Raw genomic sequence first — 19,150 nt, 5'->3', positions numbered from 1 at the left:
CCTGCGCGGTGGCCAAAGACGGCGCGAGGAATATCTGGCCAGGTGCCATTATCGGTGACTGGCTAACAGACGTCTGCTCATCATCGGACCAGGGGCAGCGCTGAGCTGCCCGGACGGTCGACCGCTCAAGGACGCGGCGGATAGCCGATCAGCAGTTCGTTGATCAGGCGGCCAAAGCCGGCACTGCGTTGGGCGGGCGTGGCGTTCTGGTCGTCCAGCAGCCGTTCTTCGCTGGCACGCCAGACCAGCTTGCCATCGCGGCCGTCGAGCATGTCGAGCTGCACCGTCATCACTGGGTAGGTGACGGTCTGGGTGCGCACATAGCTCGGTCCCCAGGGGCCCGGGCCCCAGGCGGAGCCCCAGGGGCCACCCCAGCCCGGACCCCAGTAGGGGTCGGCATAGCTGTAGCTCTGCTGGCGCTGATCGAGGATCACATAGAGCTTGATCCTGAGGTCTGGCCGCGTGCCTGTCGCGGCGGGGCGCAGCCCACGCTGGTCGAGGCCGCCGCTGACCGAGTCGCGCAGGCGCTGCTCGGTAAGATCGCTGCGCACCCGGGGATCGTTGGGTCGGTACTCGATGGCTGGATCGGCCCAGCTCCAGCTGCGATAGGCGGCGAAGTCGCGGCTGGCGTCATAGTCCAGATTGCGCGGGCCGCGTTCGGCGCAGGCCGTCAGCAGGAGGACCGCAAGCAGCAGGAGGCAACGTTTCATGGGCGATCCTCGGCGGTGAGGGTAGTAGTCTGCTTGGACTGGCTTGAGGGCCACTTATCCCCTCAGCTCGGCGGATAGTTGGCCAGCAGGCGGCGGGTGGTGTCTCTCAGGGTGCGTGCGCGTTCGCCGCTGTTGCCGCCGGTGGCCTGCTCGGCGGCCGAATGCCAGAGCACGCGCCCCGTGGCGGGATCGAGCAATTCCACCTCCAGCACATCGACCACAAAGGTCCGGGTGCGGGTCCGCGCCTGGCCGACCGTGGCGCCATAGCCGGGGCCATAGCCATAGGGCCCGTAGCCGCCGTAGCCGTAGCTGGTGTCGTAGTAGTCGGTGTACTGCTCGCTGCGCTGCTGCTGGGTGAGGCGGGCACGCACCTGGAGATCGGCGCGGGCACCGCCGATGGCCGGTCGCAAGCCGCGCTGGTCGAGGCCATCGGCCACCGCCTGCTGCACGGTCTGGCCATCCAGGCCACCGCTGACCACCGCGGCACCCGGTGCCCAACTCCAGGTGCGATAGCGACTCCAGTCGCGGGGCGCTGGCGGATAGGCCGCCGGATCCTGCTGCGGCAGTACCGGCACCGCGGCCTCCGGGAGGCTGCCGGCGACATAGGGATTGGGCGTCTGGCAACCGGCCAGGGCGAGCAGCGCGAGCGACAGGCAGAGCAGGGGGCGACGCATGACCGTTCCTCGAAGGAATGCTGGCCAGAGCATACTGCGCCCGGCGTTATCCTGCCTTAGCTTGGCAGAGCCAATGCAGATAGCGCCCCAGGCCCGCGAAAGCCGGGTGCCGCCGGTGGGCCAACTCCATGGCCACCAGCTCCTCGCCGTTGGCGCGAGCCTGGAACTCCGGCGGCATGTAGTCGTGAAAGACCCGTACGCCGCTGCGCGCCTGGATCCGCCAGTCCGGCGCCAGCCAGGCCTCGACTTCGCGCGGATCGAGGGGCCGTTGCGGGGTGAGGCCCCGTTGGCCGGCGCCCGCGTAATCGCCCTGCCTGAGTTTGCGGAAATGCCCCTTGAGCAGGTTGCGATAGATCAGGGCGTCGCGGTTGTAGAAGGCCAGGGACAGCCAGCCGTCCGCGGCCAGGCAGCGCTCTAGCGTCGGCAGGATCGCCGTGGGCGTCTCCAGCCATTCCAGCACCGCGTGGCAGAGCACCAGGTCGAAGGGCTCGGCGAAGGCGGGCAATTCCTGCCAGGGCAGCGCCAGCCAGGCGGCGCTGACCCCGGCCGCGGCAAAGGCCTCCTGGGCGCCGGCCAGCATGGGCGCCGACGGCTCGGCCAGGGTCACGGCATGGCCCTGCTGGGCCAGCCAGAGACTCATGTGGCCCAGGCCGGCACCGATGTCCAGCACCCGCAGGGGACGCCCGGGCAGTACCTCGGCGAGATCCGCCTGCAGCACCGCCAGGCGGATGGCGCCCTTGGTGCCGCCATAGATGTTGGCGGCGAAACGGGTGGCGCGGTCGTCGAAGAAGGTATCGCTCACGGCAGGAAGCGCCTCTCGTTGTCGGCCAGCTTGGCCAGCACCGCCTGCTCCACGTCCAGCTCCAGTTCGCTGCCCAGTTGCAGGAGATAGAGCAGCACGTCGGCGATTTCCTGGCCGGCGTGTTCGCGCTCGGCGGCGCTCAGCTCGCGGGCCTCGGCATCGCTTTTCCACTGGAAGATCTCCACCAGCTCGGCCATCTCGACGCTGGCCGCCATCGCCAGATTCTTGGGGTTGTGATAGCGCCGCCAGGCGTTGGCATCGCGGATGGCGTGCAGGCGGGTGAGCAGGGCAGGAAGGTCCATGGGCGTCCAGGGATTGGCAAAACGTCATTGTCCCATGGCGGGACCAGGGCGCGTCAGTGTCTTGTCCGCTGGTCTCTGCGCGACAGTCCGGCGCTACTGCTCTACTCTGGGCCCATCACCGACACGCTGGCCGCTGGAGCCCTGATGAAATTTCGCCTGTCCGGACCGTTGCTGACCCTGCTGATGATCACCAGCGCCGCCCATGCCGAAAAGCTGCTGCTGGAAGGCACTCTCGGCCAGTCCCGGGTGGTGGTGGAGGTGGATCCCACCGCCAATGACGAAGCCTCTGGCCGCTACTTCTATGACCGCTATCGCCGCGATCTGCGCCTGAGCGGTCCGGCGCAATCGGGCGACCAGCTCAGGTTGGAGGAGGGTGCGCCCTGGCAGGACGGCCCCAAGGCCAGCTGGTCGCTGACGCGCGGCAAGGACGGTCGCTGGAGCGGTACCTGGAGCGGTGCCGGCAAGACCTTGCCGCTCGCCCTGGCGCCGCTGCAGCTGGAACAGTCCGCGGCGGCGGATCGCTATCGCCAGACACTGCGCCAGGACGATCCCTACGAATTCCGCCGCCTGCAGGGGCTGACCCTGGAGCAAGGTGAGCGCCAGACCTTCATGGGTCGTGAGCTGCATTGGTGGCGCGAGCCGGTGTCGGGCATGCGGCTGTTCACCGTGGCGGGCGCCAGCGAGGCGGCCAATGCCGTGCTGCGCGACCGACTCTGGGCGGAGGTGGACGCCCATCTGAGCTGTATCGGCCCTGACGGCGAGCACAGCCTGCAGGTGACTCCGCAACTGCTCAGCGAGCGGGTGCTCAGCGTCAATCTGTTCAGCCAATACAGCTGCAGCGGCGCGGCCCATCCGGATTTCGGCAGCGCGCCCCTGACCCTGGATCTGCAGACCGGCCAGGAGCTGGCGCTGGAAGACTTCCTCTGGCTGGGCCATGGCCAGCCGCTTCGTCCGGCGCCGGAGGATCGCTATTCCCAGGCCCTGGCGGACTATCGGGAAAAAACCCTGGCGCCCTGGGTGGTGCGGTTGTTCACCCGGCTGTATCCGGAGCTGATGCAGGCGCCGGCCGACGGTGATGGCTGCGACTATCGCAGCGCCGACGTCTGGCAATTCGCGCCCTGGTATCTGACGCCCAAGGGCCTCTACCTGGGCCCGACCTTCTTCCGCGCCGCCCGCAGCTGCGACGAACCCGGTGGCACCCTGGTGCCCTACGCCGAGGTGCGCCAGCATCCAGGGCCATTGGCGGACCTCCTGCCCCGCTGACGTAGGTTGGCGCTGAGCGCAGCGAAGCCTAACGCTCCTCTACCCGGCGCGGACATGTCGGGCTTCGACGCAGGAACCGTCTCGGCCCAACCTACGGCGGTTTGATGACACACCCGTAGGTTGGCGCTGAGCGCAGCGAAGCCCAACAGCGCCGCCTGCCTCGAAGGTCTGGCTGCGCAGTAGCAGCGCCATGACCAGCTAGGCGGTTCAGCTGCGCCTAACGCTGGTGCCGATCGGTGGCCTTTCCTACTTCCGCAAGAGCTTTTGCAGCCGGGCGTGCTGCCAGAGGGCGATCCTGTCGCGCAGGAAGAAGGTCTGGATGCCACGACCCAGCAACAGAGTTCCCCAGATGGCGGCGACCCACAGGGACCAGTGGCTCTCAGGCGAGGTCGCGCGATTGAGCACATAGAGAAAGACCCAGATGACCAGGCCGCGCAGCACCTGCCAATAGAAGCCGATCTCGGCGGCGACCTGTTCACGGGCATTCGCGATTCGCTCGTCTGCAGCGGATCCCACTGCTTGAGTGGCTTGACCTGTCAGGTCGGCAACGCTGATTTCCAGAACGGCAGCCAGGGCGCTCAGGGTCTCCAGACTGGCCTGCTCGCCATTTTCGATGCGTTGCACCGTACGGGTGCTGATGCCCGCGAGTTCAGCCAGCTGCTCTTGCGACCACGCTCGGGCCAGGCGGTGTTCCTTGATTTTGTTGGGCAGTTGCATCTCGGTTTCTCCAGCGGTGGTGGACGAGCAAAAGCCTAGCCGCAAGGCCTTCTGTCCGACACGACGACAACCCGACAGCAGCCTGACAGCGAGGTGACAGGGACCTGACGGCCTCGCTGACAGGGAAGACGGAAGCCCGTCTCCTCACAGGGTCTTCCCTGTCCATCCACTCTACACCGGCTACACGCGGTGAAAACCGTCCAGGGATTTCCACAGCAGGTTCGACTCCGCGGGGGTAAGGCTGCGCCGTTACCCACCCTACGGACGCTGTCAGTCGATAGCGTGGATAACCGCTGGGCGTTTTCCACTGGGCGTCGAGTATCGCCAGCGAACAGGGCTTCGCCACCTTCCACCCTAATCGTCGGCGATCAGCCGCTTGCCCAGGGTGATGACCTCGGCTTCTACATAACCTAAGGCCGCATAGAAGCCGATGATCGCCGCATTGTCCCGCCGCACCATCAGCTGCAGCTTGGGGCAGCCGCGTTCGCTCAGCAGCTGTTCGGCAGTCGCCACCAGCCGCCGGGCGTGGCCACGCCGCTGATGCTCCGGTGCCACCGCCAGGTAATAGAGCCAGCCACGATGGCCGTCGGTGCCGACCATGACGCTGGCCATGAGGATGCCGTCCACCTCGCCCACCAGGAACAACTCGGGTTGCTCGGCAAGCTTGCGCTGGATGTCGCGGTAGGGATCGTTCCAGGGGCGGGTCAGACCGCAGGACTGCCAGAGGTTGACCACGGCCTCGGTGTCGGCGGGCTGGAAGGGGCGGATGTGCATGGGGCGGAATCTCCATCGCGGCCATGGGTTGCTCCTACAGGTTACGGTACACCCTGTAGGAGCGGCCCATGGCCGCGATCAGCTTTTCCAGCTAGAGAAAGTTCTCCGCATAGTGGCAGGCCACTTGGCGGGCTTCCACGTTGCGCAGCGCCGGCACCTCGGTCTTGCACTTCTCCGTCGCATAGGGGCAGCGACGGTGGAAGACGCAACCGGGTGGCGGATCCAGCGGGTTGGGCAGTTCGCCCTGGATGCGGATGCGCGGCTTGCTCGGATCCGGGTGCAGGCTCGGGGTGGCCGACAGCAGCATCTGGGTATAGGGATGCAGGGGCCGCTCGAACAGCAGGTCGCGACTGGTCTTTTCGACGATGCAGCCCAGGTACATCACCATCACCTCGTCGGCGATATGGCGCACCACCGAGAGGTTGTGGGAGATGAACACATAGGCGGTCCGGTACTGCTGCTGCAGATCCATGAACAGATTGAGCACCTGCGCCTGGATGGAGACGTCCAGCGCCGAGGTCGGCTCGTCCGCCACCAGCACCTTAGGCTGCAGCATCATGGCGCGAGCCACGGCGATGCGCTGGCGCTGGCCGCCGGAGAACATGTGCGGATAGCGCTGGTAGTGCTCCGGCCGCAAGCCCACCTGCTGCATCATCGCCTGGACCTTCTCGCGTCTTTCAGCGCGCGAGAGGCTGGTGTTGATCTGCAGCGGTTCGGCCAGCTGATCGCCGATCTTGCGCCGCGGATTGAGCGAGGCATAGGGATTCTGGAACACCATCTGCACCTCGCGGCGCAGCTCCTTGCGGCGGGCGGCATCGGCCTTGGCGACGTCCTGACCACCAATGACCAGGCTGCCGGTAGTGGGCTGCTCGATCAGGGTCAGAGCACGGGCCAGGGTCGACTTGCCGCAACCGGACTCACCCACCACGGCCAGGGTGCGCCCGGCCTGGAGGTCGAAGGAGACGCCGTTGAGCGCCTTGACCGTGGCGTTGTCCTTGAACAGGCCGCGGGAGATTTGATAGTGCTGGGTCAGGCCCTTGGCTTCGAGCACGAGGTGCTCGGGCGCCTGCTCCGCAGGGGTGGAGCGGGCGAGGACGGTGGCTTCAGACGGCGCCATGGCGATCCTCCGGCAACTGGCTGGGACGTTGATGTTCGGGCAGCACCTCGGGCACCTCGCCGGGCGCTACGTTGCGCGGGAAGAAGCAGCGCACCGCCCCGCGATCGTAGGGCTCCAGCGCCGGGCGCTCCTGGCAGCGCGGCTGCACATAGGGGCAGCGCGGGCTGAGCAGGCAGCCGGCCGGCCGGTCGTAGCGACCGGGGACGATGCCGGGCAGGGTGTGCAGGCGGTCGGTCTGGCTGTGTTCGGGAATGGCCGCTAGCAGGGCTTCGGTGTAGGGATGGGCGGGGGCGTCGAACAGCGTCGGCACCACGCCTTTCTCCACCGCCTGGCCGGCATACATCACCACCACGCGCTGGGCGGTCTCGGCCACCACGGCGAGGTCGTGGGTGATGAGGATCAGCCCCATGCCCTCGTCACGCTGCAGGTTGACCAGCAGTTCCATGATCTGCGCCTGGATGGTCACGTCCAGGGCGGTGGTGGGTTCGTCAGCGATCAGCAGGCGCGGCTCGGCAGCGATGGCCATGGCGATGGCAACGCGCTGGCTCATGCCGCCGGACAGCTGGTGCGGATAGGCGCCGAGGCGACTGGCCGCGGCCGGGATCTCGACCTTTTCCAGCAATTCCAGGGCGCGCTGGCGAGCGGCGCGACCCTTGAGGCCCAGGTGCTGGCGGATCACCTCTTCCAGCTGGAAGCCCACGGTGTAGCTGGGGTTGAGCGCCGTCATCGGGTCCTGGAAGACCATCGACAGCTCCTTGCCGATCAGGTGCCGCCGGCGGCGGCCCTTGAGGCTGAGCAGGTCCTGACCGTCGAAGGCCAGGCGGTCGGCGGTGATGCGACCGGGGTGATCGATCAGGCCCATCACGGCCATCATGGTCACCGACTTGCCGGAGCCGGATTCACCGACGATAGCGACGATCTCGCCCTGATCCACCGTGAGATCGAGGCCTTCCACCACCGGCGGGGCGTCGGTGCCGCCGAAGCGCACCGAGAGGTTCTGGATTTCGAGGAGGCTCATGACTGCACCTTCAGACGCGGATCGAGGGCATCGCGCAGGCCGTCGCCCATCAGGTTGATGGCCAGCACGGTGAAGAGGATGGCGAGACCCGGCAGGGTCACCACCCACCAGGCGCGCTCGATGTAGTCGCGGGCCGAGGCCAGCATGGTGCCCCACTCGGGGGTGGGCGGCTGCACGCCGAGGCCGAGGAAGCCCAGGGCGGCGGCATCGAGGATCGCCGAGGAAAAGCTCAGGGTGGCCTGGACGATCAGCGGCGCCATGCAGTTGGGCAGCACGCTGACGAACATCAGCCGCAGGGTACCGGCGCCGGCCAGCCGCGAGGCGGTGACGTAGTCGCGATGCAGTTCGCCCATCACCGCGGCGCGGGTCAGGCGGACATAGGAGGGCAGCGAGACGATGGCGATGGCCACCACGGTGTTGATCAGGCCTGGGCCGAGGATGGCGACGATGGCCACGGCCAGCAGCAGCGAGGGCAGCGCCAGCATGATGTCCATCAGGCGCATGATCACCGGACCGGCGCGGTTGGGCGAGAAGCCGGCGACCAGCCCAAGCAGGATGCCGGGGATCAGCGAGAAGACCACCGAGGCCAGGCCGATCAGCAGCGACAGCCGGGCGCCGTGGATCAGCCGGCTGAGCAGGTCACGCCCCAGCTCGTCGGTGCCCAGGGGGAACTGGCTGTTGCCACCGTCCAGCCACAGCGGCGGGGTGAGCATGAAGTCGCGGAACTGCTCGCTGGGCGCATGGGGTGCGACCCAGGGCGCGAAGAGCGCGCAGAACACCACGATGACCATGAAGATCAGCCCGCCGAGGGCGCCCTTGTTGCGGGCGAAGGCGTGCCAGAACTCCTTGAAGGGAGAGGGATAGAGGGCGCTCGGGTCTTGAGCGGCCGGGGTGTTTACCGTTGTCATAGGCTCTGTCCGTATGGGCGCATCAACGCTGGTGGCGGATGCGCGGATTGACCAGGCCGTAGAGGATGTCCACGACGAAATTGACCAGGATGACCAGGGTGGCGATCAGCAGGATGCCGTTCTGCACCACCGGGTAGTCCCGGGCGCCGATGGCCTCGATCAGCCACTTGCCGATGCCGGGCCAGGAAAAGATGGTCTCGGTGAGCACCGCGCCCGAGAGCAGGCTGCCGACCTGCAGGCCGAGCACCGTCAGTACCGGGATCAGGGCGTTGCGTAGGGCGTGGACGAAGACCACTCGGCCTGGCGACAGACCCTTGGCGCGGGCGGTGCGCACATAGTCCTCACGCAGGACCTCGAGCATGGCCGAGCGGGTCATGCGGGCGATTACCGCCAGGGGAATGGTGCCCACCACGATGGCCGGCAGGATCAGGTGCTTGAGGGCATCGACGAAGGCGCCGGGCTCGTCGGAGAGCAGGGTGTCGATGAGCATGAAGCCGGTGCGCGGCGGGATGTCGTAGAGCAGGTCCAGGCGACCGGAAACCGGGGTCCAGCCGAGCTGCACGGAGAACAGCATGATCAGCAGCAGGCCCCACCAGAAGATCGGCATGGAGTAGCCGGTCAGGGCCACGCCCATCACCCCGTGGTCCACCGTGGAGCCGCGCCTCAGCGCGGCGATGATGCCGGCCAGCACGCCGAAGACCGTGGCGAACAGCATGGCCGCCACCGAGAGTTCCAGGGTGGCCGGGAATAGGGTCAGGAATTCGTCCCAGACCCCGACGCGACTGCGCAGGGATTCGCCGAGGTTGCCCTGGGCGAGATTGCCGATGTAGTCGAAATACTGCTGGTACAGGGGCTTGTCGAGGCCCAGGCGGTGCATGGCTTCGGCGTGCATCTGCGGATCGACGCGGCGTTCGCCCATCATGACTTCCACCGGATCGCCGGGGATGAGGCGGATCAGGGCGAAGGTCAGCAGGGTGACGCCAAAGAACGTCGGTATCAGCAGCCCGAAGCGACGGGCGATGAAGGCGAGCATCGGAGGGGGTATCTCCTCTTGAGGCTGATCAAGACGGCGCGAGTACATGCCCGGCCGCGTTTTTAAGTGAGAGCCCGCGCAAAAGCTAAAGAGCTTTTGCTCTGACTCTCAGACCTTGTGGGTCTGGATTCATCCCTGAAGGGACCATCCTGGTCCGTACCGAACGCCACCTGCGGGCAGCAGGCTCGTTCGATCCTACGAGTAGGTTCGAAGAGCGCTCTGGGCCAGCGCTCCAAACCCGGCAGACTACCACGTTGCCACGGGCGTCGATATCCTCGACATGGCCGGGGCTTCGCCGGTGTTCGCGACGCGATCCCCGCCAGATGCCGGGCGCCGCGAGAAATCTGCCGGGCATGGCCGTCACAGCAGGTTGAACGGCAAGGTGGAGACCAGGCGCAGCTCCTTGACGTTGCCGTCGACCTGATTCTGGCTGGCGCGGTGATCGGTCAGCAGCAGGCGGAAGCGACTGTCCTTGAGCGTGCCCTGTTGCACCTTGTAGGTGGTGACCAGGCCGATCTCGCGGTGCTTCTCGCCATCCTGTTGCAGGACCTCCGCATAGTTGGCGTACTTGCCGGCGCCGGCGTCGTAGTGGGTACCGTCGATGTCCCAGCCCTTGGCGTACCAGACGCCGGTGCTCAGACCGGGCACACCGAAGTAGCTCCAGTCGGTCTCGTAGCGGATCTGCAGCGACTTCTCGTTGGGGCCGTTGTAGTCCGAGACCAGGGAGTTGGCCAGGTAGATGGCCGCGGTCTCGTGGGCGTAGTCGAAGTACTCGTTGCCGTCGATCTGCTGGTAGGCCAGGGTCAGGCTGTGGGCCTGGTGGCTGCCGGTGAACGCCAGGCTCCAGGCGGTATTGTCGATGTCGCCGGCCTTGGCGCTGCCGGCGTCGACGGTGCGATAGGCGTTGGCCACCGCCTTCCAGGCGAAGGTGTCGAGGTTGCCGCCGGCCTGGGTGACGCTCAGGAAGTACTGGTTCCAGACGTCTTCGAAGTTGGCGCCATAGACGCTGACCTCCCAGCCCTGGGGCAGCTTGTAGTTGCCGCCCAGAAAGCTCAGGCGGTCGGCGGTGACCTCGCGGGTACCGTACTCGGTGGTCCACTTCTCATCGCCAGCGCCGGTCCGCGGGCTGACGCGGGTGAAGCTGCCGCCCTGCAGCGAGAGGTTGTCCCATTCATCGCTGGTCAGGGCGAAACCGTCGAAACCGGAGGGGAAGGGCCGGTTGTCGTTGTAGCTGATCACCGGGGTGTCGAGCATGAAACGACCGATCTTGAGTTCGGTGTTGGAGACGCGGAAGCGTGCATCGGCGATGCCCAGCTTGGACCACTCGGCATGGCCCTCACCCTCGGCGTTGGCCAGGGTGCGGTTGCCGCCGCCACCGATCTGGCCCTTGCCGCGCTCCAGGTTGGTGGCCTGGTAGCCGGCCACGTCGATGCCGAAGCCCACCGGACCCTGGGTGTAGCCGGAGCTGTACTTGAGCGCCGTGGCCTGGACCCAGGTATTGCGCGAGTGGGTGCGCACCCGGGTGCCGTTCTTGCTGTAGCTGAAGACCGGATCGGAGCTGGTCTCGCGGGCAAAGAAGTTGCGCGTGGTCAGGGTCAGGCTGTCATCGGCGAAAAAGCCCTTGGCGCCTGCCTGGCCCTTCACCGGCTTCTGCACGTTGGGCAGGGTCTGGACCTCGTTGGCGTAGCTGGGATCTTCCGGCGCCGGGGACTGGGCGTGGGCGGTCAGGGCCAGGGTGAGTAGCGAGAGGGCGAGGCCTCCACGGTGGACGTTGGTCATAGAAGGTGCTCCAAAGCGGTCGTTTTTTCTGTTATCTGGGCGTTTTCCGGTACGACCGAACCCGTCGCGCCGAAACACGGCGCGAGGCGGGAAAGGTCGAGGGGCGGGCCGCCCGGGCCCGATCGCTTACGGCATCAGCTGCCGATCAATCGAGGGTCACCGTGGAGAAGTCGTAGACCCCCAGCGGACTCTGCACATAGCCCTGTACCTTGGGTTGCAGGACATCGGTGAACAGCGGATGCGCCAGCGGAATCCAGGGCATCTGCTGGTGGAAGATCTGCTGGGCCTGCTCGTAAAGGGCGGTACGCTGGGCCGGGTCGTTGATGCGCTTGGCCTTTTCGATGGCATCGTTGAAGGCCTTGTCGCACCAGAAAGCGCGGTTCTCGCCACTTTCAGTCGCAGCGCAGCTCAGGTTGGTGGTGAGGAAGTTGTCCGGATCGCCGTTGTCGCCGGTCCAGCTCATCATCATCAGGTCGTGCTCGCCGGCCTTGGTGCGCTTGACGAATTCGCCCCACTCGAACTGGGTGATTTCGGCCTTGATGCCGATCTTGGCCAGGTCACCCTGGATCAGCTGGGCCACCAGGGCCGGACTGCCGCCAGGGCCGCTGCCGGTGCTGATGTAGTACTTGAGGGTGAGGCCGTCGGCGTAGCCGGCTTCCTTGAGCAGCGCCTTGGCTTTTTCCACATCATGGGGCCAGGGCTTGATGTCCTTGGCGTAGCCCAGCAGCGAAGAGGGATAGGGGTTGATCGCCGCCTTGGCACCGCCTTCGCCGAACACCGTCTTCAGGTAGTTCTGCTGATCGAAGGCCATGGCGATGGCCTGGCGGACCCGTACGTCGCTCAGCGCCTTGTGCTTGGTGTTCATCGCCAGGAAGGAGGTGGTCTGGCTTTCCACCTGGGCCAGCTTGAGGCTCTTGTCCTGCTTGAGCATCGGTACGTCCTGCGGTTTGACCGTCAGGCCGATCTGGCACTCGTTGTTGCGCACCCGCTGGATGCGCACATTGGGATCCAGGGTCACCGCCAGCACCAGGCCATCCATCTGCGGCTTCTTGCCGAAGTAGTCCGGATTGACCTTGTAGCGGGTATTGGAATCCTTGGCATAGCGCTGGAAGACGAAGGGACCGGTGCCGATGGGCTTCTGGTTGATGTCGTCGGTCTTCTTGCTGGCCAGCAGGCTGTCGGCGTATTCCTTGGACAGGATCGAGCCGAAGGCCATGGCCAGGTCGGCGAGGAAGGGCGCCTCGGGCTGGTTGAGGGTGAAGCGCACATGGCTGTCGTCCACCTTGTCGATGGACTTGATCAGGGTGCCCATCTCCATGGCCGCGGCATAGGGATAGCCGCTGGGGGAGAGGTTGTACCAGGGATTGTTCTTGTCGAGCATGCGCTCGAAGCTGAACACCACGTCGTCGGCGTTGAAGTCGCGGCTGGGCTTGAAGTAATCGGTGGTGTGGAATTTCACCCCCTGGCGCAGGGCGAAGGTGTATTGCAGGCCATCAGCGGAGACCTCCCAGCTTTCGGCCAGGCCCGGCTCCAGCTCGGCGGTGCCCTGCTTGAATTCCACCAGGCGGTTGTACAGCGGCGTGGCCGAGGCGTTGAAGGTGTAGCCCGAGGTGTAGCGGCCTGGATCGAAGCCTTCCGGATTGGCCTCGGTGCAGACCACCAGGGGCCGCGCCAGGGCGGCGTTGGCCGTCAGGCAGAGGAGGGCGGCGAGAGACAGCGAGAATAGCGGTTTGGACACGGAAGGCTCCTCGTGAAGGCCCGCGGGCCGGACAGGATCAGCGGTCGAGGCTTACGCCATAGAAACCGGTGACGCCGAAGGGGTTGATCTTGAAGCCCTGCACCTCTTTGCGCATGGGCTGGGACACCACCGAATGGGCCATGGGGCTCACCGGCATCTGCTGGCGAATGAGCTGTTGCGCCTGCTCGTAGAGACGGGTGCGCTCGGCGCGATCATTGCTGGTCTTGGCCTGCTGGATCAGGGCGTCGTAGTCCTTGTCGCACCAGCGCGCATAGTTGCTGCCGCCGATGGCGCTGCAGCCATAGAGCACGCCCAGCCAGTTGTCTGGATCACCGTTGTCGCCGGTCCAGCCATAGGTCAGGACGTCGTGTTCGCCGGCCTTGGCTCTCTTGATGTACTCGCCCCATTCGTAGCTGACGATCCTGGCCTTGATGCCTACCTTGGCCCAGTCCTGCTGGATCATCTGCGCCGACTGGCGGGCGTTGGGGTTGGAAGAGCGCTGCACGGTCATGGCCCAGAGGGCGATCTCGGTGCCGTCCTTGATCCCGGCTTGCTTGAGCAGCGCGCGGGCCTTGGTCGGATCATAGGGCGCGCCCTTGATCTGCTTGTCGTAGGACCACTGGTTGGGCGGGATCACGTTCTGCGCGACTTGGCCGGCCCCCTGGAACACGGTATCGACGATGGCCTGCTTGTTGATGGCCATGTCCAGCGCGCGCCGCACCTCGGGCTTGTCCAGCGGCGGGTGCTGGACGTTGTAGGCGAGGAAGCCGACGTTGAAACCTGGCTGCTGCAGCACCTTGAGATGAGGATCCTGCTTCATCTCCACCAGATCCGCCGGGCGCGCATAGCCGCTGACCTGGCACTCGTTGGCCTTGAGCTTCTGCAGGCGGGTGGCGGCGTCGGGGGTGATGGCGAAGATCAGGTTGTCGAGCTTGACGTCCTCAGGCTTCCAGTAGTCTGGATTGCCCTTGAAGCGGATCACCGCATCCTTCTGGTAGCGGCTGAAGACGAAGGGCCCGGTGCCGATGGGCTGCTGGTTGAGCAGCTCGGGCTTACCTTCCTTGAGCAGTTGCGCGGCGTACTCGGCCGATTGAATGGAGGCGAAGCTCATGGCCAGGTCGGCGGCGAAGGCGGCGTCCACCTTGTTCAGGGTGAAGACCACGGTGTGGTCATCGACCTTGGCCACCTTGGCGATGTTCTGGTCCAGACCCATGTCGGTGAAGTAGGGGAATTCCGTGGGATAGGCCTTACGGAACGGCTGCTCCTTGTCGAGCATGCGCTGGAAGGTGAAGACCACGTCGTCGGCAGTGAAGTCGCGGGTGGGCTTGAAGTAGTCGGTGGTATGGAATTTCACGCCCTGGCGCAGGTGGAAAGTATAGGTCTTGCCATCCGCGCTCACGTCCCATTGGGTCGCCAGGCCCGGCTCCAGGGTGGTGCCGCCGCGCTGGAACTGCACCAGGCGGTTGAAGACCGTTTCCGCCGAGGCATCGAACTCGGTGCCCGAGGTGTATTGCGCCGGATCGAAACCGGCCGGGCTGGCCTCCGAGCAATAGACGAGGTTGCTCGCCGCCTGGGCGAGCGGAGCACAGGCGAGCAGGCTCGCCGCCAGCAACGAGTAGGCGTAGGGAAGGCGCATGGGTCTCACTCCATCAGTCAAATGAACGGCCAGGGCCGGGAGTCTAGCTCCCGACCCTGGCCAAGCGGCTTCACTTGCTGACGCTGACGCCGTAGAACTCGTTCAACCCGAAGGGGCTGATCTTGTAGTCCTGGACTTCCTTGCGCATCGGCATGTAGACCGTGGAATGCGCGATGGGCGTCATGGGTACCTGCTGCTTGAGCACCTGCTGGGCCTGCTCGTAGAGCTTGGTGCGCTCGCCCTGGTCGGTCACGCGCTTGGCCTTGACCACCAGGTCCTCGAACGGCTGGTAGCACCAGCGGGAGAAGTTGTTGCCACCGATGGCCTTGCAGCCGAAGAGGGTCGCCAGCCAGTTGTCCGGGTCGCCGTTGTCGCCGCTCCAGCCGATCAGCATGATGTCCTGCTCGCCGCTCTTGGAGCGCTTGATGTACTCGCCCCATTCGTAGCTGACGATCTTGGTCTTGACGCCGATCTTGGCCCAGTCCTGCTGCAGCATTTCCGCCATCAGGCGCGCATTGGGGTTGTAGGGACGCTGCACCGGCATGGCCCAGAGGGTGAGCTCGGTGCCTTCCTTGAAGCCGGCTTCCTTGAGCAGGGCCTTGGCCTTTTCCGGATCGTAGGGCGCGTCCTTGATGGACTTGTCATAGGACCACTGGGTCGGCGGCATGCTGTTGACGGCTACCTGGCCAGCGCCCTGGTAGACGGCATTGATGATGGCCTCCTTGTTGACGGCCATGTCCATGGCCTGGCGCACCTTGAGCTTGATCAGTTCGCCATGCTCGACGTTGTAGGAGATATAGCCCAGGTTGAAGCCTGGCTGCGACGGCAGCTTAAGGTTCGGATCCTTCTTCAGGCCATCCAGGTCCGCCGGACGCGGGTAGACAGTGATCTGGCATTCACCGGCCTTGAGTTTCTGCATCCGCACCGAAGGATCGGTGTTGATGGAGAAGATCAGGTTGTCCACTTTGGGACCATCGACCTTGTCCCAGTAGTCCGGATTGGCCTTGTAGCGGATCACCGCATCCTTCTGGTAGCGGCTGAAGACGAAGGGGCCGGTGCCGATAGGCTTCTGGTTGATCTCGGCCGCCTTGCCGGCCTTGAGCAGCTTGTCGGCGTACTCGGCCGACTGGATCGACGGGAAGGGCATTGCCAGATTCTGCAGGAAGGCGGCATCCACTTCGTTGAGGGTCATGCGCACCGTGTGGTCGTCGACCTTTTCCACCTTGGCGATGTTCTGGTCGAGGCCCATGTCGGTGAAGTAGGGGAATTCGGTGGGGTAAGCCTTACGGAACGTATTGTTCTTGTCCAGCATGCGCTGGAAGGTGAACAGCACGTCATCGGCATTGAACTCGCGGGTCGGCTTGAAGTAGTCCGTGGTGTGGAATTTCACGCCCTTGCGCAGATGGAAGGTGTAGACCTTGCCGTCTTCGCTGATGTCCCAGCTTTCCGCCAGACCCGGCTTGACCTGGGTGCCGCCGCGCTCGAACTGGGTCAGCTTGTTGAAGATGGTTTCCGCCGACGCATCGAAGTCCGTGCCGGTGGTGTATTGCGCCGGATCGAAGCCGGCCGGGCTGCCTTCGGAGCAGAACACCAGGTTGGTCGCCTGGGCCAGGGGTGCGCCGGCCAGCAGACCGGAAGCGAAGAGGGCAGCGAGTACGTTCTTGTGCATGGAGACCTCATGTCGGGGACGGCGCAACACGATGTGGCGTTGCGAAACAGAATGCCGGTGTCTTGTGGACAAATGAGCCCACATGCACAGCTTATGCCCATGTCCATAGCTCAGGCGAGCTATTGACCCAAGGTGACCCAAACACAAAACAGATGTCGCAAAGATGTAAGACGAGGTGTCGCAACTAGGAATCAGTGCGCACCAAAAGTGCGCACCGAGACAGCATTGTTACTTTTCTGCACTAGATCAGGGCATCTGTACTTCGATGGTACCGCCTGCCGTCACTTCGACAGTGGTCGTGCCCGGGGCGACGTCAGGGGTCACGGCATCACTGGCGGCCTTCATCGCCGACATGCGCAGCATCGGCAGCGGCTGGGGAACACCGCTGGTGCCCAGGTCCAGATTGACGATGCGATAGCCCGAGCCACCCAGGGCCTCGGTGGCCAACTGGGCGCGTGCCTTGAAGGCGGCCACGGCGTCCTTGAACAGGGCGTCCTCCTGCTGCTTGCGGGTGCCGTCGGCGATGGTGAATTGCAGATTGCCCATCTTCAGGCTGCCCAACAGTTCGCCGGTCAACTTGGACAGGGCGGCGAAGTCGGCGCTTTCCAGGCGCAGTTCACCGCGCTCGCGCCAGGCGTTGATCGCCCGGCCCTGATCTTCGTAGACCGGATAGGTGTTGCGATTGCCCAGAGAGACATCCACGCCTTTGACCTTGCGTGCCTGTTCCAGAGCCGCGTTGAGGGTCTTGGTGGTGTCGCTGGCCAGGGCCGCGGGATCCTGGCCCTGGCTTTCGGTATAGAGCATGACCTGCATGCGGTCGCGCGGCACTTCACGACTGACCTCGGCCCTCAGGCTGATCTGGTTGTAGCGCGGTTCGTCGGCCTGGGCGCCGGTGGCGAGCAGGGCACTGAACAGGGCGGCGCCCAGCGCGAGCGGGCGTAGGGAAGGGGTCATGGTGTTCTCCTGATTGGCGGTACGACAGCGGTGTGACCTCAGACCCGCCGGTTGGTGCGTCGCTTTGCCGCGTCGGCGGCTGAGGGCGAACGGCTCTCGCTATAATGGCGAGTCTGCTCTGACGGGCAGGCCCGCCAGGGGCTGCCGTCTCGATCGTTTCTTGCGCCTGGAACCTCGCATGTTCTCCTTGCCCGTTCAATGGTTGTCCGCCAATCGCCAGAATCTCGGGCGCCTGGTGCTTATCCGCGTGCTGGTGCTGGCCGCCCAGGCCGGCTCGGTCGGCATCGCCCGGCTGTCGGGCATCGTCCAGCTGCCCTGGACGGCCCTGGCCATCACCCTGGGCGTCTCCGCGGTGCTCTGCCTGTTCGCCGCCCTGCGGCTGACCCGCCCCTGGCCGGTCACCGAGCAGGAATATGCCGCGCACCTGGGCTGCGACCTGGCCATCCACAGCGCCCTGTTGTATTTCGCCGGAGGTCCGACCAACCCCTTCGCCTCCTATTACCTGGTGCCCCTGACCATCGCCGCGGCCACGCTGCCCTGGCTCTACACCCTGGTGCTGGCGGCCCTGACCCTGGTGGTCTTCTCGCTGATGCTGCTCTCCTACGAGCCGCTGCATCTGCTGGTGGCCAACGACGGTGCGGTGCTCAGCTACGGCATGTGGCTGAGCTTCGCCCTGTCCGCCGCCGTCATCACCCTGTTCGTCGCGAGGATGGCCACTGCCCTGCGCGAGCAGGAGAATCTGCAGGCCCAGCGCCGCGAGCAAGCCATGCGCGACCAGCAACTGCTGGCGGTGGCCACCCAGGCCGCGGGCGCTGCCCACGAACTGAGCACGCCGCTGTCCACCATGAGCGTGCTGCTCAAGGAATTGCAGCAGGAGCATGCCAATCAGCCGACCCTGAGCGAGGACCTCAAGCTGTTGCAGGCGCAGGTCGGCCAGTGCAAGCAGACCCTGCAGCAACTGGTGCGCGCCGCCGAGGCCGACCGCCGGCAGACGGTGCAGGAACAGACCGCCGTGGAGTGGCTGGAGGCGACCATGGATCGCTGGCACCTGATGCGCCCGGAAGCCAGCTACAGTTTCGAGGTGGTCAGTCTGGGCACGCCGCCGCGGCTGACGCCGCCGGTCGAACTTACCCAGGCGCTGCTGAATCTACTCAACAATGCCGCCGACGCCTGCCCGGAAAACCTGGCCATCCGTCTGCACTGGGATGCCCGCGAGCTATGCCTGTCGATCCGCGACCATGGCGCCGGCGTGCCTCTGGCCATCGCCGAGCAGCTGGGCAAGCCCTTCTTCACCACCAAGGGCAAGGGCTTCGGCCTGGGCCTGTTCCTCAGCCAGGCCAGCGTCACCCGCGCCGGTGGCACGGTGAAGCTCTACAATCACGAAGAAGGCGGCACCCTGACCGAATTGCGCCTGCCGCGGCACTACGCCCTGGCGTGAATGCCTGGAGAATTCTATGACTGACGACCTCAACAGCGGTTTCGACGACCAGCCCCATATCCTGCTGGTCGACGACGACCCTACCTTTACCCGGGTAATGGCCCGCGCCATGGACCGTCGCGGCCTGCGCGTGTCCATCGCCGACAGCGCCGAAGAAGGCCTGCAGCTGGCCAAGGACGACCTGCCGGACTACGCCGTGGTCGACCTGAAGATGGAAGGCGACTCGGGCCTGGTACTGCTGCCCAAGCTGCTGGAATTGCATCCGGACATGCGCGTGGTCTTGCTGACCGGCTATTCCAGCATCGCCACCGCCGTGGAAGCCATCAAGCGCGGCGCCACCAACTACCTGTGCAAGCCGGCTGATGCCGACGACGTCCTGGCTGCCCTGCTCGCCCAGCACGCCGATCTCGACACCCTGGTACCAGACAATCCCATGTCGGTGGATCGCCTGCAGTGGGAGCACATCCAGCGGGTACTGTCCGAGCACGAAGGCAACATCTCGGCGACCGCCCGCGCCTTGGGCATGCACCGCCGGACCCTGCAGCGCAAGCTGCAGAAGCGCCCCGTACGCCGCTGAGCGAGCCTCATCGTCCACCGGCCATGGACGATGAGTGTTAC

The 19,150-nt window shown here is 65.5% G+C and carries 18 protein-coding genes; 3 read left to right on the top strand and 15 right to left on the bottom strand.

What is annotated here, in order from left to right:
* Nucleotides 1–125: 125 nt before the first annotated feature.
* The 4 genes from NRG74_RS11380 to NRG74_RS11365 all read right to left on the bottom strand — a co-directional run bounded on the left by NRG74_RS11380 (nucleotide 126) and on the right by NRG74_RS11365 (nucleotide 2,488).
* A complete protein-coding gene (locus NRG74_RS11380; protein WP_257706541.1) occupies nucleotides 126–710 on the bottom strand; it encodes a DUF4136 domain-containing protein in 585 nt (194 codons plus the stop codon).
* A gap of 62 nt (nucleotides 711–772) precedes the next feature.
* A complete protein-coding gene (locus tag NRG74_RS11375; RefSeq protein WP_068383761.1) occupies nucleotides 773–1,384 on the bottom strand; it encodes a DUF4136 domain-containing protein in 612 nt (203 codons plus the stop codon).
* 46 nt (nucleotides 1,385–1,430) lie between these two features.
* Entirely contained in the window at nucleotides 1,431–2,186 is a 756-nt protein-coding gene (locus tag NRG74_RS11370; RefSeq protein WP_257706540.1) for a methyltransferase domain-containing protein, read from the bottom strand.
* The gene (locus NRG74_RS11365; RefSeq protein ID WP_017642406.1) at nucleotides 2,183–2,488 is read right to left on the bottom strand and encodes a nucleotide pyrophosphohydrolase; all 306 of its coding nucleotides are present in this window, start codon (nucleotides 2,486–2,488) and stop codon (nucleotides 2,183–2,185) included. The genes NRG74_RS11370 and NRG74_RS11365 overlap by 4 nt, the downstream gene beginning before the upstream one ends.
* 144 nt (nucleotides 2,489–2,632) lie before the next feature.
* Between NRG74_RS11365 and NRG74_RS11360 the strand changes: the two genes are divergently transcribed.
* On the top strand, nucleotides 2,633–3,751 hold the full coding sequence (locus NRG74_RS11360) for a hypothetical protein (protein WP_257706539.1): 1,119 nt from the start codon (nucleotides 2,633–2,635) through the stop codon (nucleotides 3,749–3,751).
* 246 nt (nucleotides 3,752–3,997) lie between these two features.
* Here NRG74_RS11360 and NRG74_RS11355 read toward each other — a convergent pair whose 3' ends face one another.
* From NRG74_RS11355 to NRG74_RS11305, 11 genes are all read right to left on the bottom strand, one after another.
* Complete coding sequence (locus tag NRG74_RS11355; RefSeq protein WP_257706538.1) at nucleotides 3,998–4,468, bottom strand: helix-turn-helix domain-containing protein; 471 nt, start codon at nucleotides 4,466–4,468, stop codon at nucleotides 3,998–4,000.
* 354 nt (nucleotides 4,469–4,822) lie between these two features.
* Complete coding sequence (locus tag NRG74_RS11350; protein WP_257706537.1) at nucleotides 4,823–5,242, bottom strand: GNAT family acetyltransferase; 420 nt, start codon at nucleotides 5,240–5,242, stop codon at nucleotides 4,823–4,825.
* 91 nt (nucleotides 5,243–5,333) lie between these two features.
* Nucleotides 5,334–6,359 carry a peptide ABC transporter ATP-binding protein gene (locus tag NRG74_RS11345; protein WP_257706536.1) on the bottom strand — a complete coding sequence of 342 codons (1,026 nt, stop codon included), beginning with the start codon at nucleotides 6,357–6,359 and terminating at the stop codon, nucleotides 5,334–5,336.
* Complete coding sequence (locus tag NRG74_RS11340; protein WP_017642401.1) at nucleotides 6,346–7,377, bottom strand: ABC transporter ATP-binding protein; 1,032 nt, start codon at nucleotides 7,375–7,377, stop codon at nucleotides 6,346–6,348. The genes NRG74_RS11345 and NRG74_RS11340 overlap by 14 nt, the downstream gene beginning before the upstream one ends.
* Nucleotides 7,374–8,285, bottom strand: a complete 912-nt coding sequence (locus NRG74_RS11335) for an ABC transporter permease subunit (RefSeq protein ID WP_027602553.1) — start codon at nucleotides 8,283–8,285, stop codon at nucleotides 7,374–7,376. Before NRG74_RS11335 ends, NRG74_RS11340 begins: the two co-directional genes overlap by 4 nt.
* Before the next feature lie 22 nt (nucleotides 8,286–8,307).
* Nucleotides 8,308–9,318, bottom strand: a complete 1,011-nt coding sequence (locus NRG74_RS11330) for an ABC transporter permease subunit (RefSeq protein ID WP_017642399.1) — start codon at nucleotides 9,316–9,318, stop codon at nucleotides 8,308–8,310.
* 360 nt (nucleotides 9,319–9,678) lie between these two features.
* On the bottom strand, nucleotides 9,679–11,097 hold the full coding sequence (locus NRG74_RS11325; RefSeq protein ID WP_017642398.1) for an OprD family outer membrane porin: 1,419 nt from the start codon (nucleotides 11,095–11,097) through the stop codon (nucleotides 9,679–9,681).
* Between the two features lie 145 nt (nucleotides 11,098–11,242).
* Nucleotides 11,243–12,835, bottom strand: coding sequence for an ABC transporter substrate-binding protein (locus NRG74_RS11320; RefSeq protein ID WP_257706535.1), 1,593 nt, complete (start codon nucleotides 12,833–12,835; stop codon nucleotides 11,243–11,245).
* Between the two features lie 37 nt (nucleotides 12,836–12,872).
* Nucleotides 12,873–14,471: an ABC transporter substrate-binding protein gene (locus tag NRG74_RS11315; RefSeq protein ID WP_257706534.1), complete on the bottom strand. Its 1,599-nt coding sequence runs from the start codon at nucleotides 14,469–14,471 to the stop codon at nucleotides 12,873–12,875.
* Nucleotides 14,472–14,541: 70 nt separating this feature from the next.
* Nucleotides 14,542–16,140 (bottom strand): ABC transporter substrate-binding protein, encoded by a 1,599-nt coding sequence (locus NRG74_RS11310; RefSeq protein ID WP_257706533.1) that lies wholly within the window; start codon nucleotides 16,138–16,140, stop codon nucleotides 14,542–14,544.
* 246 nt (nucleotides 16,141–16,386) lie between these two features.
* A complete protein-coding gene (locus NRG74_RS11305; protein WP_064307242.1) occupies nucleotides 16,387–17,094 on the bottom strand; it encodes an SIMPL domain-containing protein in 708 nt (235 codons plus the stop codon).
* Between the two features lie 178 nt (nucleotides 17,095–17,272).
* On the opposite strand from NRG74_RS11305, the gene NRG74_RS11300 reads away from it, so the two are divergent.
* The gene (locus tag NRG74_RS11300; protein WP_257706532.1) at nucleotides 17,273–18,532 is read left to right on the top strand and encodes an ATP-binding protein; all 1,260 of its coding nucleotides are present in this window, start codon (nucleotides 17,273–17,275) and stop codon (nucleotides 18,530–18,532) included.
* Nucleotides 18,533–18,548: 16 nt separating this feature from the next.
* Nucleotides 18,549–19,109 (top strand): response regulator transcription factor, encoded by a 561-nt coding sequence (locus NRG74_RS11295; protein WP_017642392.1) that lies wholly within the window; start codon nucleotides 18,549–18,551, stop codon nucleotides 19,107–19,109.
* Nucleotides 19,110–19,150: the final 41 nt, after the last annotated feature.

The sequence above is a fragment of the Pseudomonas oryzihabitans genome (assembly GCF_024652905.1).
GTDB lineage: Bacteria > Pseudomonadota > Gammaproteobacteria > Pseudomonadales > Pseudomonadaceae > Chryseomonas > Chryseomonas benzopyrenica.
The sequence above is the reverse complement of the archived record's forward strand: the minus strand, read 5'-3'. Positions and strand labels throughout refer to the sequence as shown.

Bases quoted from the DNA above. Each gene is read 5' to 3' on its own strand.
- NRG74_RS11380 (WP_257706541.1), bottom strand. From the start codon at position 710: ATGAAACGTTGCCTCCTGCTGCTTGCGGTCCTCCTGCTGACGGCCTGC.
- NRG74_RS11375 (WP_068383761.1), bottom strand. From the start codon at position 1,384: ATGCGTCGCCCCCTGCTCTGCCTGTCGCTCGCGCTGCTCGCCCTGGCC.
- NRG74_RS11365 (WP_017642406.1), bottom strand. From the start codon at position 2,488: ATGGACCTTCCTGCCCTGCTCACCCGCCTGCACGCCATCCGCGATGCC.
- NRG74_RS11360 (WP_257706539.1), top strand. From the start codon at position 2,633: ATGAAATTTCGCCTGTCCGGACCGTTGCTGACCCTGCTGATGATCACC.
- NRG74_RS11355 (WP_257706538.1), bottom strand. From the start codon at position 4,468: ATGCAACTGCCCAACAAAATCAAGGAACACCGCCTGGCCCGAGCGTGG.
- NRG74_RS11350 (WP_257706537.1), bottom strand. From the start codon at position 5,242: ATGCACATCCGCCCCTTCCAGCCCGCCGACACCGAGGCCGTGGTCAAC.
- NRG74_RS11345 (WP_257706536.1), bottom strand. From the start codon at position 6,359: ATGGCGCCGTCTGAAGCCACCGTCCTCGCCCGCTCCACCCCTGCGGAG.
- NRG74_RS11340 (WP_017642401.1), bottom strand. From the start codon at position 7,377: ATGAGCCTCCTCGAAATCCAGAACCTCTCGGTGCGCTTCGGCGGCACC.
- NRG74_RS11335 (WP_027602553.1), bottom strand. From the start codon at position 8,285: ATGACAACGGTAAACACCCCGGCCGCTCAAGACCCGAGCGCCCTCTAT.
- NRG74_RS11330 (WP_017642399.1), bottom strand. From the start codon at position 9,318: ATGCTCGCCTTCATCGCCCGTCGCTTCGGGCTGCTGATACCGACGTTC.
- NRG74_RS11325 (WP_017642398.1), bottom strand. From the start codon at position 11,097: ATGACCAACGTCCACCGTGGAGGCCTCGCCCTCTCGCTACTCACCCTG.
- NRG74_RS11315 (WP_257706534.1), bottom strand. From the start codon at position 14,471: ATGCGCCTTCCCTACGCCTACTCGTTGCTGGCGGCGAGCCTGCTCGCC.
- NRG74_RS11310 (WP_257706533.1), bottom strand. From the start codon at position 16,140: ATGCACAAGAACGTACTCGCTGCCCTCTTCGCTTCCGGTCTGCTGGCC.
- NRG74_RS11305 (WP_064307242.1), bottom strand. From the start codon at position 17,094: ATGACCCCTTCCCTACGCCCGCTCGCGCTGGGCGCCGCCCTGTTCAGT.
- NRG74_RS11300 (WP_257706532.1), top strand. From the start codon at position 17,273: ATGTTCTCCTTGCCCGTTCAATGGTTGTCCGCCAATCGCCAGAATCTC.
- NRG74_RS11295 (WP_017642392.1), top strand. From the start codon at position 18,549: ATGACTGACGACCTCAACAGCGGTTTCGACGACCAGCCCCATATCCTG.